This is a genomic window from Microbacterium sp. MMO-20 (assembly GCF_037147735.1).
In the GTDB taxonomy this organism is placed as follows: Bacteria; Actinomycetota; Actinomycetes; order Actinomycetales; family Microbacteriaceae; genus Microbacterium.
The window spans coordinates 481,490-495,100 of sequence record NZ_JBBCUU010000001.1 but is presented as its reverse complement, the minus strand read 5'-3'; the positions used below and the strand labels follow the sequence as shown (position 1 = coordinate 495,100).

The window sequence follows — 13,611 nt, the reverse complement described above, 5'->3', positions numbered from 1 at the left end:
TCCAGCCTATCCGCGGCCGATCCCGACCCCACCGCGGCCTCAGCCGGCCGCGGCGCGCGCGGCCGCGGGGAGCGCGTCCGCGATCCGGGCAATCACATCGTCGTCGTGCGCCGCCGTGACGAACCACGCTTCGAACGCCGACGGCGGCAGGGAGACTCCGGCATCCAGCATCGCGTGGAAGAACCTGCCGTACGCGGCGGAATCCTGCCGCTGCGCCGCCGCGTAATCGGGCACACCGGCCGCGACCTCAGCCCCGAAGAAGACGCTGAAGAGCGTTCCCGCGCGCTGGATCACATGCGGCACGCCGGCCGCATCGAGTGCGGCGCCGACGGCGGCGGAGAGGACATCGGATGCCGCCGTCAGCCGCGCATACACGGCGTCGTCGGCCAGGCGGAGAGTCGCAAGCCCCGCCGCCACGGCGACCGGGTTCCCGCTGAGCGTGCCGGCCTGATACACGGGACCGGTCGGGGCGAGAAGATCCAAGATGTCCGCACGACCGCCGACCGCGGCGACGGGAAGGCCGCCGCCGATCACCTTGCCGAACGTCACGAGGTCGGGGGTGACGACTTCCCCCGCCTCGGCGAGCACCTGCGCATATCCGCCCGCCGCGGCACGGAAGCCCGTGAGCACTTCGTCGCTGATCAGGAGCGCGCCCTCACGTCGGCAGAGGTCCGCGAGGAAGCTCGTGAATCCGGATGCCGGGGCCACGACGCCCATGTTCGCCGCCGCCGCCTCGGTGATGACGGCGGCGATGCGCCCCGTGTGCGCCGCGAAGACCTGCTCGAGGGCCGCGCGATCGTTGTACGGCACGACGAGGGTCTGCGCGGCGATCGCCTCGGGAACACCCGCCGATCCCGGCAGCGCGTAGGTGGCGAGTCCCGACCCGGCCGCGGCGAGCAGTCCGTCGGAATGGCCGTGGTAGTGCCCCGCGAACTTCACGAGCAGGTCGCGACCCGTCGCTCCGCGGGCGAGCCGGATCGCGGTCATCGTCGCCTCGGTGCCGGTGGAGACGAGGCGCGCCTTCCGGACCGCGGGCACGCGGCGCACGATCTCCTCGACGAGCTCGGCCTCGGCGGGCGTCGGCGCACCGAAGGACAGTCCGCGCGCGGCGGCGCGGACGACGGCTTCCACGACCTCCGGGTGGGCGTGCCCGAGGAGCGCCGGACCCCAGCTGGCGACGAGGTCGATGTAGCGGCGGCCTTCGGCATCCGTGACGTACGCGCCGGAGGCGCTCGTGAGGAACCGCGGCGTCCCGCCGACCGACCCATAGGCGCGCACGGGCGAATCGACGCCACCCGGGATCACGGCCTGCGCACGGGTGAAGAGCTCCTCGTTGGTCGTCATGCGAGCACCTTCCCGTCGCGCAGCCACCCGGCGACCTCGAGCGCCCAGTACGTGAGGATCGCCTCCGCGCCCGCCCGACGGATACCGAGGAGCGACTCGCCGATCGCACGCTCGCGATCGATGAGGCCGGCGGATGCCGCGTGCTCGATCATCGCGTACTCGCCGGACACCTGGTACGCCCACACGGGCACGGTCGAGACGGCCGCGACCTCGGCGAGCACGTCGAGGTACGGTCCGGCCGGCTTGACCATCACGATGTCGGCGCCTTCGTCGATGTCGATCAGGGCCTCCTGCACGCCCTCGCGCCCGTTCCCGGGGTCGAGCTGGTACGTGCGCCGGTCGCCCTGCAGGGTCGACTCGACGGCGTCGCGGAACGGGCCGTAGAACGCCGAGGCGTACTTCGCGGAGTACGCGAGCAGGACGACGTCGCTGCGGGTGGTGCCGTACCCCGCGGCATCCAGCGCGGCGCGGCAGGCCGCGACCTGGCTGTCCATCATGCCGGACAGGCCGAGGACGTCCGCGCCCGCCTCGGCCTGGGCCACGGCCATGCGCGCGTAGACCTCGAGCGTCGCGTCGTTGTCGACCGATCCGTCGGCGGCGAGGACGCCGCAGTGGCCGTGGTCGGTGAATTCGTCGAGGCACAGGTCGGCCTGCACGGTGAGACGCCCCGCGGCGGCCGTCGCCGCAACGGCGATGGCGCGGTTCAGGATGCCGTCCGGGTCGGTCGCTCCGCTGCCGATGGCATCACGATCGGCGGGGATGCCGAACAGCATGATGCCGCCGATGCCAGCCGCGACGGCCTCGTCGACGAGTGCGGGAACGGCGTCGAGCGGGTGCTGCGCGACTCCGGGCATGCTCGCGATCGGCTGCGCGGCGTCGATGCCCTCCTTGACGAAGACGGGCAGGACGAGCTGGCGCGGCGTGAGGTCGTGCTCGGCGACGAGGCGGCGGAGCGCTGGGCTCGCGCGCAGTCGGCGCGGACGGCGCGTGGGGAATGCGGTCATGGGGTGTCCTCCCGGTCGTGATCGGGGCGGGTCGGTGGAACGTCGTGCGGAGCGTCAAGACCTGAGGCGGTGCCGGCATCGGGGCTGTCGAGTTCGGCGACGAGGGCGTCGATGCTCTGCGTGCGGGCGGTGTGCGTGACGCTGAAGCCGAGGCGTTCGGCGTCGCGCGTCGTCCCCGGCCCGATCGAGGCTACCCGCACGCGCCTGGGGAGCGCCCCGACCTGACGGCGCAGCTCGCGTGCGACACTCAGCGAGGTGAGGAGCACGACGTCGACGGCGGCCGGTGCATCGACGTCGGGATCCGCAGCCCGCAGGGCCGCAGCGATCGCGGGATCGAGGTCGACGCCGACCGTGCGGTAGGCGATGCAGACGTCGACGGCGAAACCGCGGAGCTGGAGTTCGTCGCTGACCGTCGCCGTTGCGAGATCCGACCGCACGACGATCGATCGCCCGGCCTCGCCCGGCGCGTGCGCGGCGCACCACTGCAGTGCGAGGGCGCTCGCGGACGAGTGCCCGTCGGGCACGAACGCGACCTCATAGCCGGCCTGCCGCGCCGCACGCGCCGTCGCGGGGCCGACCGCTGCGACGCGCGTGCCTGTCGGGATCGTGACGTCGTGCGCCACCAGCTGCTCCACGCTCGCGGCGCTCGTCACGAAGAGCCAGCTGTACTCCCCCGCCGCCAGCGCGGCGAACGCCCGGTCGCGGGCGGCCTCGTCACGCGGCGGAGCCGACGCGATGAGCGGCGCGACGATCGGCTCGCCTCCGCGCGCGGCGATCGCCGTGGCGACACGAGCACCCCACGCGCCGCCGCGGGGCACGAGCACGCGCGCTCCGCGCAATCCCCCCGAGGGTGCACTCGTTTCCCCCCAGGGTGCACTCGTTCCCCCCGAGGGTGCACTAGTTTCACGCGACGGTGCACTAGTTTCACGCGAAGGTGCACTCGTCTCCCCCGACGGTGCACTCGCGGTCATCGTCCACTCTCCGCGAGGTCGGCAAGGTCACCGGCCCCGGCATCGAGAAGCTCCCGCACAACGGCCTCCGCGGCATCCCCCCGCCCGTCCGAGCCCGCGACGGCGCCGCGCGCGAACGTGCGCTCCACGCGCACGGCGCGCGTCCCGTCGAGCGCGTACACCTCGGCGACGAGCGAGACGTCATCGCCCGAAACCACCGCCGTGATGCCGACGGGCGCCGCGCAGCCGGCCTCAAGTCGGCGGAGCACGGCGCGCTCGAGAAGCGCCGTCGCCTCGGCATCCGCGTCCGACAGCAGTGCGACCAGCGGCGCGACGGCGTCGCCGGTGCGCACCTCGACGGCGAGCGCGCCCTGACCCGCCGATGCCGGCCACCGGTTCGCGTCGAAAACGTCGGTGATGCGGTCGGTGCGTCCGATGCGCGAGAGTCCGGCCTCGGCGAGCACGATGGCGTCGAACTCGCCGTCGTCGACTTTGCGCAGCCGCGTGTCGACATTGCCGCGGATGCCGCGGACCTCGAGATCGGGGCGCGCGCGCAGCAGCTGGGCGACGCGCCGCGGGGAGCCCGACCCGACGACCGCGCCGTGCGGCAGGTCGGCGAGCGCGAGTCCGTCGCGGCCGCACAGGACGTCGCGCACCGAGGCGCGCGGCGGCACCGCGCCGATCTGGAGCCCCGCGACGTCGCCCGTCGGCAGGTCCTTCATGGAGTGCACGACGAGATCGCACTCGCCCCGAAGCAGCGCGTCGCGCAGCGCCGCGACGAACACACCCGTGCCGCCGAGCTGGGCGAGCGGCCCCGTCAGGACGTCGCCGTCGGTCGTGATGCGGACGAGCTCCACTTCTCGTCCCGTGGCGACCCGCAGCGCGTCGGCGACGAGGCCCGACTGCGTCGTCGCGAGCAGGCTCGCCCGTGTGCCGAGCCGCAACGGGGCTGCCGTCATCGCGCGCGTCGTCACTGTCCCGCCCCGGCGAGCGCCGGCTGGAACCCGAGCCGCTTGTTCTCGCAGCAGCCCGGTCGGCACACGTCGTACCAGGGGCCGAGGGCCGTCTCGTGCGGGCGATCTGCGGCATCCATGCCGTCCAGGCGTTCGACGATGAGGTCGACGAGTCCCGCGACATAGACGGGGTGGATGCCGGGGGTCGGCGTCCGAACGGCGGTGATGCCGTGCGCGGCGGCGGTCTCCATCGCCTCGGTGTCGAGGTCCCAGAGCACCTCCATGTGGTCGCTGACGAACCCGAGGGGGACGATCACCGCAGCGCGTCGACCCTCGCCCGGCAGCGCGGCGATGACGTCGTTGATGTCGGGCTCGAGCCACGGCACCTGCGGCGGACCGGACCGGCTCTGGAAGACGAGCTGCCAGGCGACGCTCTCACCGAGCCTGTCGAGGATCGCCTCGGCGACGGCGACGTGCTGCGCGACGTAAGCGCCGCCCGGGCCGAACCCGGCGTCGGACGGGCCCGAGCGGTCGGCGTCGGAGTACGGGATCGAATGCGTCGAGAAGAGGATCTCGATCTCGTGGTCGCCGAAGCCGTCGGCGCGGAGTCCTGCGAGCGCATCGCGGACCCCCTCGGCGAACGGTGCGACGAAACCGGGGTGGTCGAAGAACTGGCGCACCTTGTCGATCTCGACGCGGCCGCCCAGCGCGGTCGCCTCGACGGCGTCGGCGAGGTCCTCGCGGTACTGGCGGCACGACGAGTACGACGAGTACGCGCTTGTCGCGAGGGCGATGAGGCGCGTGTTGCCGTCGGCGACGGCCGACGCGAGCGCGTCGGTCACGTACGGCATCCAGTTGCGGTTGCCCCAGTAGACGGGGAGGTCCAGGCCGCGGGCCGCCAGCTCGGCATCCAGTGCCGCCTTCAACTCGCGGTTGTGCTGATTGATGGGCGACACCCCGCCGAAGTGCCGGTAGTGGTGCGCGACCTCTTCCAGGCGCTCGTCGGGGATGCCGCGGCCGGCCGTGACGTTGCGTAGGAACGGGATGACGTCGTCCTGCCCCTCCGGACCGCCGAAGCCGAGCAGCAGCACACCGTCATACGCCGTGGGCGCCGAGACGTGGGGGGCGCCGCTCGCGGCGGCGGCGGTCGCACCGGGCACGACGCACGGCGACCCGTCGGGCGCCGTCGCGCACGGCGGCACCCCGGTGGCGCGCGGCGGCTTCGGCCGGAATGCAGCGGGAGACGCGGCATCCACCGCTCCGATGTTCTGCGCAGCCATCAGTCCAGCACCTCCGCGAGCTCAGCGATCTCGATGCGCCGGCCCGTATAGAACGGGACCTCCTCGCGCACATGGCGACGGGCGCCCGTCGCGCGCAGGTCTCGCATCATGTCGACGAGATGGATGGGGTCGTCGCTCTCGAGGGGCAGCAGCCACTCGTAATCGCTCAGACCGAACGTCGAGACCGTGTTGGCGATGACCTCTCGGAACCGCGCACCCTTGCGGCCGTGCTCGGCGAGCATGTCGGAGCGTTCCGCTTCGGGCAGCAGGTACCACTCGTAGCTGCGCACGAACGGGTAGAGGCACAACCAGCCGCGCGCATGCTCGCCGCGCAGGTAGCCGGGCACGTGCCGCTTGTTGAACTCCGCCTCGCGGTGCACGCCCATGACGCTCCAGACGGTCTGGAAGTCGGCGAGGGCGCGCGTGCGGCGGAGGGCTCGCAACGCCTTCTGCAGGGATGCCGGGTCGTCCCCCGAGCCCGGGGTCGTGTGGAGCCACACCATGAGGTCGGCCTCGGCGCGCATGCCCGTCACGTCGTAGAGACCACGCAGCGTCACGCCGTCCGCCGCGAGCGCGGCGACGGCGACCTCGAGCTCGGCGAGGGCGGCGGCGTCAGGGGCGGCGACGCGCGGACGGGGCCCGGCGAGCACGGCGAACAGGGTGTAGCCGAGCGGCGTGGATTCAGTCATGCGTGACTCCTCGTGGGGTGGACGGGATGGGAGTGAGCGAGCTCGTCCGCCAGACGGGCGGCGAGCGCACGGGCGTGCGGGAGGACGGAGGCGAGGCCCGTCCCGGCGACGGCAGCACCCGTGTGGTGGATGCCGCGGGCGGCGTCCGCGCGAACATCGTCATCAGGTGCGGCGCCGGGCACGGCATCCCGCCACTCCTGCACGACGACATCGACGACCTCGGCGGCGGCGATCGGCACGCCCGTCAACAGCGTCACCTCCCGCGCGAACGCTGCAGGGGTATCGAGATCCAGCACCGACGCCCCCGGAGAAGCATCGCGTGCGGAGAGCCGGACGAGATGGCGACCGGCGGGCGCGGCGGCGCGGGCCCACGCCCACTTCGCAGTGATCTGCGTGAGCGCCTTCGCGGCGGACGGCACGGCCGCATCGACGATGACGCCGGACCCGACGGGAAGGGCGGGGAGGTCGGGGCGGTCGACGGCCGCGGCGACGAGGCGGACGACGCCGGCGTCTGCGGCGGCACCGTCGGCGCCGGGCGCGCTCGGGCGCAGGGCGGCGGCGGCACGCGCGCCCGTCGCAACGACGACGCGCCGTGCGCCGAGCGGACCGTCCGTCGTGTCGACGACGAAGGCGCCGTCCTCTCCCGTGATCGCTCGAGCAGCGACGCCCGTGCGGAGGACGGCGCCGTGCGTCTGGGCGGCGCGCGCGAGCGCGAGGGGCAGCTGCCACATGCCGCCCGCGATCCCGCCGACCGCCGACCCCGCGGGAGCATCGGCCGCGAGCTGCGCCGCGGCATCCGTCAGGTGTCCGGTCGCGCAGAAGGCGGCCCAGAGTCCCGGGTGCAGCTCGGAGAGCCGCGCGGCGCGCGCCGCGCGCGAGTAGATGCTGCGGCACAGCGTGTCGACGAGCCGCTCGGCGACGACGGCTCCGAGCCGCTCGGCGACGAGGTCGAACAGCGACGGTTCGGGCGTCGTGGCCGCGTCGAAAGCGGGGCGGTCGCGTTCCCGCGCGGCACGTGCCGCGGCCTCCGCTCCGATGAGGGCGACGACGTCGGCGGCGAGCGGATCGGCCGGGATGCCGAGGACGGTGCGGCGCGGCAGCGGGCCGCGGGTGACGCCGCCGGCGCCGGAGGGGTCCGCGAGGACGAGCGCCGCGCCACCCGGCTGCGGCCGTACGAGATCGAGCGGCAGCCCGGCATCGGCGACGAGTCGCGCCACGGCGTCGGTGCGGGTGGCGAAGGACTCGGCGCCGAGGTCGATGTCGATGCCCGCGACCCGACCGCGGCGGAGGAGGCCGCCGAGCTCGTCGGCCGCTTCGAGCAGCACGACGCGCACGCCGGCGCGCGCGAGATCGTGGGCGACCGCGAGACCCGCGACGCCGCCTCCGATCACGACGACGTCGACCGCGTCGCCCGAGCCGTGTGTCCGGTCGTCCGTCACGAAGCCCGCCAGGCGTGGACCGTGCGGACGAGGTCGGTGAGGACGTCCGGATCGGTGTCCTTCGGGACGCCGTGCCCGAGGTTGAACACATGGGCGCGCGCCCCGAGGCCCGCCGTGAGCGTCTCGTGCACCGCGGCGCGACGGACCTCCGCCGGTGCGAAGAGCAGTGCCGGGTCGAGGTTGCCCTGCAACGTCAGGTGCGCTCCGACGCGTGCGGTCGCGACATCAAGGGGCACGCGGTAGTCGACGCCCAGCGCGTCCACCCCGATCGAGGCCATGTCGGCGAGGATCTCGCCCGTGCCGACGCCGAAGTGGATGAGCGGCACGGCCGTACCCGCATCATCGGCCGCCAGTGCGCGTACGGGCTCGAGAGCCGCGGCGGATGCCGGGAGCACCGCACGCCGGTAGTCGGCGGGCGACAGCGCCCCCGCCCAGGAGTCGAACAGCTGCGCGGCACTCGCTCCCGCGCGCACCTGCAGCGCGAGGAAGCGTCCCGTGACGTCGGCGAGCCAGTGCGTCAGGTCGTGCCACGCGGCAGGGTCGGAGTGGATGAGGCTGCGCGCGCCCAGATGGTCCTTCGAGGGCCCGCCCTCGACGAGGTACGCCGCGAGGGTGAACGGCGCACCGGCGAACCCGATGAGCGGAAGCGCCTCCCCACGGCGTTCGCCCTCCTCGGCGAGCATCGCGGTCGTGCGCTGGACGGCCTCGACGACCGCCTCCCCGCGCTCCTGGACGAGGCCCGGGTCGATGCGCACGAGACGCGCGACGTCCGCGGCCGTGCGCACGGGCTCGGGGAAGACGGGACCGCGCCCGGCGGCGATCTCGACGTCGACGCCGACGAGACGCAGCGGCACGACGATGTCGCTGAAGAACACCGCGGCATCCACGCCGTGCCGGCGCACCGGTTGCATCGTGATCTCGCTCGCCGTGGCCGGGTCCAGGCACGCCTCGAGCATGGTGCCGCCGGCTGCGCGCAACGCTCGGTACTCGGGCAGCGAGCGCCCGGCCTGCCGCATGAACCACACGGGGGTGACGTCCGGTCGGTCCCCGCGCAGCGCGCGAACGAGTCGCGAGGCCGACGTGTCCCGCGAAGAGCCGTCGGCGGCGGCGAGCGGATGGGTGTGGGACAGCGGGAGACGCAACGGGGACACCTTCGGTTCGGCGGAAGTTAATCGTTATACTACCCACGATGCTCGTCTGTCTCACCGCCCACCAGCGCACCATGCCTCTCGAAGACCTGGAGCGCCTCTCCGTGCTGGGCGACGCCGCGGCCTCCGAGCTCGCACAGGCCCACGACGCGATCCGCGGCGCCGTAGTCCTGGCGACGTGCAATCGCTTCGAGGCCTACTTCGACGTCGACGATCATCTCGATCCCTCGCCGCTGCCGGCGATGGATGCCGCGATGGAGAGGATCGCGGATCTGTCCGCGCTGTCCTTTCGCCGGGTCCGCGACACCGTCGACTTCGCCCACGGGAACGACGTCGCACAGCATCTGTTCACCGTCACTGCGGGGCTCGACTCGGTCGCTGTCGGCGAAGACGAGATCGCCGGCCAGGTCAAGCGCGCTCTCGAGAGTGCACGGCGCGGCGGCGTCACCACCGCCCCGCTCGAACACCTCTTCCAACGCGCGACCGAGACCTCGCGCGCCGTCAAGAACTCCACGCGCCTCGGCGAGTCGGGGCGCTCGCTGGTACGCCTCGCGGTCGAGCTCGCCGGCTCGCGCGTCGGCGCCTGGGAGGATGCGCGCGTCCTGCTCGTCGGGACGGGGCGATACGCTGCGGCATCGCTCGCCGCCCTCCGCGCCGTCGGCGCGCAGGACATCCGCGTGCACTCCCGATCGGGGCGCTCACGATTCGCGCAGCGCGAGCACCTCGTGCCCGTGTCGGCCGCCGAGTACGCGGCCGAAGCGGCCCTCGCCGACGTCGTCGTCACCTGCACGACGACGACCGATACGTACGCGCTGACGACCGAGGCGCACGGCGCCGCTCGTGCCGTCCTCGCCCGCACGGGCGAGAACGTGGGCGCGCAACTCGTCATCGACCTCGGCATGCCGCGCAATGTCGACCCGGGCCTGCGGTCGCTCCCGGGCATCGACGTGCTCGACCTGGACACGATCCGCGTGCACGCGCCGATCGACGAGTTCGCGACGATCGACGAGGCGCGCCTCATCGTGGCGACGGCGGCGCAGCGGCACGCGATGGCGCGCCGCGTGCACGAGGTCTCGCACGCTGTCGTCGCGATGCGCGGCTACGTGCACGAAGTGATGGATGCCGAGATCGCGCGGGCACGCGCGCGCGGCGCCGATGCCGAGACCGAAGCGGTGCTCCGGCACTTCTCCGGCGCTCTGCTGCACGGCCTCATCGCCCGCGGCCATGGCCTCGCCGCCGCCGGGACGGGACCTGACTGGGCGGATGCCGTCCGGACAGTGTTCCCGTCCGTGCCGGACGTTCGGACCGCACCGGACGCCTCCACGACGTCCCCCACGGGGCGGGACGCGGAATGAGCCGGGTCACCCTGCGCGACGTCGCCGAGCGCGCCGGGGTGTCGACCGCCGCCACGAGCCAGGCCCTCAACGATCGCGGGAACCTCCGCCCCGAGACCCGGGATCGCATCAAGGCCATCGCGGCATCCCTCGGGTACACGCCGAACAAGAGCGCGGCCGCGCTCCGCAGCGGACGAACGATGACGATCGGATTCGTCATGGCGCCGAATTCGCTGCAGGACGGCCGCCGTGCCCTCCAGCGCGCCCGCCAGCTCGACGCGCTCGTGCGGGCGGGATCCGTCCGCGGGTTCACGGTGACGGTGCTGCCCGACTCCCGCCCCGACCTCCTCGCGGGTGCGCAGCTGGATGGACTGTACTTCCCCGATCCGGCCGATGAGCGCGCGATCCTGCGCGAGGCGCTCGCCCGCGGCATCCCGGTCGCCGCCGTCGATCTCACCGTCACGGCGGGCGGCGTGACGATCCGCACGGGGTACGCCGCGGCCGTGCGGGCGGGCCTCGCGCACCTCGCCGCATCCGGCGCCGAGCGCATCGGCTTCCTCGTCGACGAGAGCGAGGTGCCGCGCGACCAGCTCGGCGAGAGCGCGTATCTCGCCTGGAGCGCCGTCAACGGGCGCACACCCGTTGTCGCGCGCGTGGATGCCGGGCGCCGACGCCTCATCACGGCGGTGCACGCCCTGTTGGATGCCGGGGTCGACGCGATCTTCGCCTACTGCGAGGAGGGGCCGGAGATCTACCTGCACCTCGAGGAGATCGGCACCGTCCTGCCGCGCGATCTGCAGCTGCTGGCCCTCTGCACGACCGACTGCGCGCTCAACGAACGGCTCGGCGTGACCCATGTGTGCCTGCACCCCGAGCGGGCACCGGACGAGATGTTCCGCGCCTTCGACCTCGGTGTCGTGATGGACCGTGTGCGCGACGGGGTGCTCACAGCTCCTGTCGAGCTGCCGTGGGAGCTCGTGCGGGGCTCGACCACGCGCTGACGGAGCGCTGGAGGCCGACTCAGTCCTCGAACGCCCCGTAGACCTCGAGCGTGTTCGCCGCGAGCTGCGCGCAGAGCTCGTCGAGCGGCATCCCCAGCTCCTCGGCCAGGAAGCGCACCGTCACCGGCACGAGGTACGGTGCGTTGGGCCGCCCGCGGAACGGCGCGGGGGTGAGGAACGGTGCATCCGTCTCGACGAGGATCCGCTCGCGCGGGGTCACCGCGAGCGCGTCGCGCAGGTTCTGTGCGTTCTTGAACGTCACGTTGCCCGCGAAGCTCAGCCAGTAGCCGCGGTCGGCGGCGACCCGTGCCATCTCGTCGTCGCCCGAAAAGCAGTGGAACACGGTCCGCTCGGGCGCACCCACCCGCTCGAGAGTCTCGAGGACGGCGTCGTGCGCGTCACGGTCGTGGATCTGCATCGCGAGGTCGTGCTTTTTCGCGAGCGCGATGTGCGCCTCGAAGCTCTCGAACTGCGCGGGCAGGCCGTCGCCCTCCGTGCGGAAGAAGTCGAGCCCGGTCTCGCCGATCGCCCGAACGCGCGGCTGGGCGGCGAGCTCATCGATCACGGCGATCGCCTCATCGAGCATGCCCTGCTGGGCATACACCGGCGCTTCGTTCGGGTGGATCGCTACCGCGGCGAGGACCCGCGGGTGGGATGCCGCGGCCCACGCCGACCACCGGCTCGACTCGATGTCACCGCCCGCCTGGACAACGCCGATGACCCCCACCTCGGCGGCACGCAGCAGCTGCTCGTCGAGCGAGATGCCGTCACCGTCCTCGATCTCGAGGTGCGCGTGGTTGTCGTAGACCGGTACCGCGAGGGGTTCGGGCGACGCGGGGTAGGAGAGGTCGCGCGCGCCCTTCTCGCGCTGACGCACGTAGTTCGACGGATCGGTCATCGCCTGCTCACTGCTCGATGCGCGGGAACAGCGGGACGAGCCCGTTGACGCTTGTGCCGGGGGCGAGGACGCCCCATGTCCCCGCAGCGCGGATCGGCTGGTCCTCGAGGCGTCCCGCGTGGCCGAGAGCGGCCCACAGCTTCGCGGTGGCCTGCGGCATGACGGGGCTCAGCAGCACCGCGAGCGCGCGCAGCCCCTCGGCGGCCGTGTAGAGCACCGTCCCCAGTCGCGCACGGTTCGCGTCGTCCTTCGCGAGCGCCCACGGCTCGTTCTCGGTGATGTAGCCGTTGAGCGCGTCGACGATCGTCCAGATCGCCGCGATCGCCTCGTCGGGGCGGAACCGCTCGATCGCCGCGTCGGCGTTCGCCGCGGCATCCGCGACGATCCGCTGGATCTCGAGGTCGCCGTCGGTGTAGTCGGATGCCGGGGGCACGACGCCCTCGAAGTACTTCTCGATCATGGCGGTCGTGCGCGAAGCCAGGTTCCCGAACCCGTTGGCAAGCTCCGCCTGGTAGCGGGCGGACAGATCCTCCCACGAGAACGAGCCGTCCTGTCCGAACGCGATCGCGGAGAGGAAGTAGAACCGGCAGGCATCCGACCCGAAGACATCGGTGATCTCGGTGGGCGCGATGCCCGTGAGCTTCGACTTCGACATCTTCTCGCCGCCGACCAGCAGCCAGCCGTGCGCGAACACGCCGCGCGGCACGTCGAGGCCCGCCGCCATGAGCATGGCCGGCCAGATCACCGCGTGGAAGCGGAGGATGTCCTTTCCGACGATGTGGTACGCCGGCCACCGACGCGAGAACTGCTCGGGGTCCGTGCCGTAACCGACCGCCGTCGCGTAGTTGAGAAGGGCATCGACCCACACGTAGATGACGTGCGACGGGTCCCAGGGCACCGTGATGCCCCAGTCGAACGCCGACCGAGAAATCGACAGGTCCTTGAGCCCCGAGCGTACGAAGGAGACGACCTCGTTGCGCGCCGACTCCGGGCGCACGAAGTCGGGCTCGGTCTTGTAGAGCTCGAGGAGGCGGTCCTGGAACTCGCTCAGCTTGAAGAAGTAGTTCTTCTCCTGCAGCAGCTCGAGCGGCTTCGAATGAATGGCGCAGACCTTGAGCCCCTCGAAGGCGCCCGTGCCGTCGACGATCTCGGCCTCGGGCTTGAACTCCTCGCAGCCGACGCAGTAGAGCGCCTCGTACTCGCCCGCATAGATGTAGCCGCGGTCGTACAACGCCTTCACGAACTCCTGCACACGCTCTTCGTGGCGCGGCTGCGTCGTGCGGATGAAGTCGTCGTTGGCGACATCCAGGGTTCGAAGCAGCGGGAACCACGATTCGGTGACCAGCTTGTCGACCCACTCCTGCGGGGTGACGCCGTTCGCCGCGGCCGCACGGAGCATTTTCTGACCGTGCTCGTCGGTGCCGGTGAGCATCCACGTGTCGTCGCCCGCCTGACGGTGCCAGCGCGCAAGCGTGTCGACCGCGACCGTCGTGTACCCGTGGCCGATGTGCGGAAGATCGGACGGGTAGTAGATCGGGGTCGTGATGTAGAAGGACTGACCGGTGCTCACC

12 protein-coding genes are annotated in these 13,611 nt (G+C 72.5%); 2 read left to right on the top strand and 10 right to left on the bottom strand.

Features of this window, described 5'->3' with window-relative positions; genetic code table 11:
- Nucleotides 1-39: 39 nt before the first annotated feature.
- The 8 genes from hemL to hemE form a co-directional block, all read right to left on the bottom strand.
- Complete coding sequence (hemL, locus tag WFI52_RS02485; RefSeq protein ID WP_336625165.1) at nucleotides 40-1,344, bottom strand: glutamate-1-semialdehyde 2,1-aminomutase; 1,305 nt, start codon at nucleotides 1,342-1,344, stop codon at nucleotides 40-42.
- Nucleotides 1,341-2,348 (bottom strand): porphobilinogen synthase, encoded by a 1,008-nt coding sequence (gene hemB / locus WFI52_RS02480; RefSeq protein WP_336625166.1) that lies wholly within the window; start codon nucleotides 2,346-2,348, stop codon nucleotides 1,341-1,343. The genes hemL and hemB overlap by 4 nt, the downstream gene beginning before the upstream one ends.
- Entirely contained in the window at nucleotides 2,345-3,172 is an 828-nt protein-coding gene (locus WFI52_RS02475; protein WP_336625167.1) for a uroporphyrinogen-III synthase, read from the bottom strand. Before WFI52_RS02475 ends, hemB begins: the two co-directional genes overlap by 4 nt.
- Nucleotides 3,173-3,315: 143 nt before the next feature.
- A complete protein-coding gene (gene hemC, locus WFI52_RS02470; protein WP_336625168.1) occupies nucleotides 3,316-4,257 on the bottom strand; it encodes a hydroxymethylbilane synthase in 942 nt (313 codons plus the stop codon).
- A gap of 11 nt (nucleotides 4,258-4,268) precedes the next feature.
- The gene (locus WFI52_RS02465; protein ID WP_336625169.1) at nucleotides 4,269-5,531 is read right to left on the bottom strand and encodes a ferrochelatase; all 1,263 of its coding nucleotides are present in this window, start codon (nucleotides 5,529-5,531) and stop codon (nucleotides 4,269-4,271) included.
- The gene (gene hemQ, locus WFI52_RS02460) at nucleotides 5,531-6,220 is read right to left on the bottom strand and encodes a hydrogen peroxide-dependent heme synthase (RefSeq protein ID WP_336625170.1); all 690 of its coding nucleotides are present in this window, start codon (nucleotides 6,218-6,220) and stop codon (nucleotides 5,531-5,533) included. Before hemQ ends, WFI52_RS02465 begins: the two co-directional genes overlap by 1 nt.
- Nucleotides 6,217-7,659: an FAD-dependent oxidoreductase gene (locus WFI52_RS02455; protein WP_336625171.1), complete on the bottom strand. Its 1,443-nt coding sequence runs from the start codon at nucleotides 7,657-7,659 to the stop codon at nucleotides 6,217-6,219. Before WFI52_RS02455 ends, hemQ begins: the two co-directional genes overlap by 4 nt.
- Nucleotides 7,656-8,801, bottom strand: a complete 1,146-nt coding sequence (gene hemE, locus WFI52_RS02450; protein WP_336625172.1) for a uroporphyrinogen decarboxylase — start codon at nucleotides 8,799-8,801, stop codon at nucleotides 7,656-7,658. Before hemE ends, WFI52_RS02455 begins: the two co-directional genes overlap by 4 nt.
- A gap of 47 nt (nucleotides 8,802-8,848) precedes the next feature.
- Here hemE and WFI52_RS02445 point away from each other — a divergent pair, with 47 nt between their 5' ends.
- Nucleotides 8,849-10,162, top strand: a complete 1,314-nt coding sequence (locus WFI52_RS02445) for a glutamyl-tRNA reductase (protein WP_336625173.1) — start codon at nucleotides 8,849-8,851, stop codon at nucleotides 10,160-10,162.
- Nucleotides 10,159-11,142, top strand: coding sequence for a LacI family DNA-binding transcriptional regulator (locus tag WFI52_RS02440; RefSeq protein ID WP_336625174.1), 984 nt, complete (start codon nucleotides 10,159-10,161; stop codon nucleotides 11,140-11,142). Before WFI52_RS02445 ends, WFI52_RS02440 begins: the two co-directional genes overlap by 4 nt.
- 19 nt (nucleotides 11,143-11,161) lie before the next feature.
- Here the strand turns inward: WFI52_RS02440 and WFI52_RS02435 are convergent, their stop codons facing one another.
- Together WFI52_RS02435 and metG are read right to left on the bottom strand one after the other, a co-directional pair.
- Nucleotides 11,162-12,040, bottom strand: a complete 879-nt coding sequence (locus WFI52_RS02435) for a TatD family hydrolase (protein ID WP_336625175.1) — start codon at nucleotides 12,038-12,040, stop codon at nucleotides 11,162-11,164.
- 7 nt (nucleotides 12,041-12,047) lie between these two features.
- On the bottom strand, nucleotides 12,048-13,610 hold the full coding sequence (metG, locus tag WFI52_RS02430; protein ID WP_336625176.1) for a methionine--tRNA ligase: 1,563 nt from the start codon (nucleotides 13,608-13,610) through the stop codon (nucleotides 12,048-12,050).
- Nucleotide 13,611: the final 1 nt, after the last annotated feature.

Excerpts from the sequence above, each read along its gene's own strand:
- hemL (WP_336625165.1), bottom strand. The coding sequence starts at position 1,344 with ATGACGACCAACGAGGAGCTCTTCACCCGTGCGCAGGCCGTGATCCCG.
- hemQ (WP_336625170.1), bottom strand. The coding sequence starts at position 6,220 with ATGACTGAATCCACGCCGCTCGGCTACACCCTGTTCGCCGTGCTCGCC.
- WFI52_RS02440 (WP_336625174.1), top strand. The coding sequence starts at position 10,159 with ATGAGCCGGGTCACCCTGCGCGACGTCGCCGAGCGCGCCGGGGTGTCG.
- WFI52_RS02465 (WP_336625169.1), bottom strand. The coding sequence starts at position 5,531 with ATGGCTGCGCAGAACATCGGAGCGGTGGATGCCGCGTCTCCCGCTGCA.
- WFI52_RS02445 (WP_336625173.1), top strand. The coding sequence starts at position 8,849 with ATGCTCGTCTGTCTCACCGCCCACCAGCGCACCATGCCTCTCGAAGAC.
- hemB (WP_336625166.1), bottom strand. The coding sequence starts at position 2,348 with ATGACCGCATTCCCCACGCGCCGTCCGCGCCGACTGCGCGCGAGCCCA.
- WFI52_RS02435 (WP_336625175.1), bottom strand. The coding sequence starts at position 12,040 with ATGACCGATCCGTCGAACTACGTGCGTCAGCGCGAGAAGGGCGCGCGC.
- hemC (WP_336625168.1), bottom strand. The coding sequence starts at position 4,257 with ATGACGGCAGCCCCGTTGCGGCTCGGCACACGGGCGAGCCTGCTCGCG.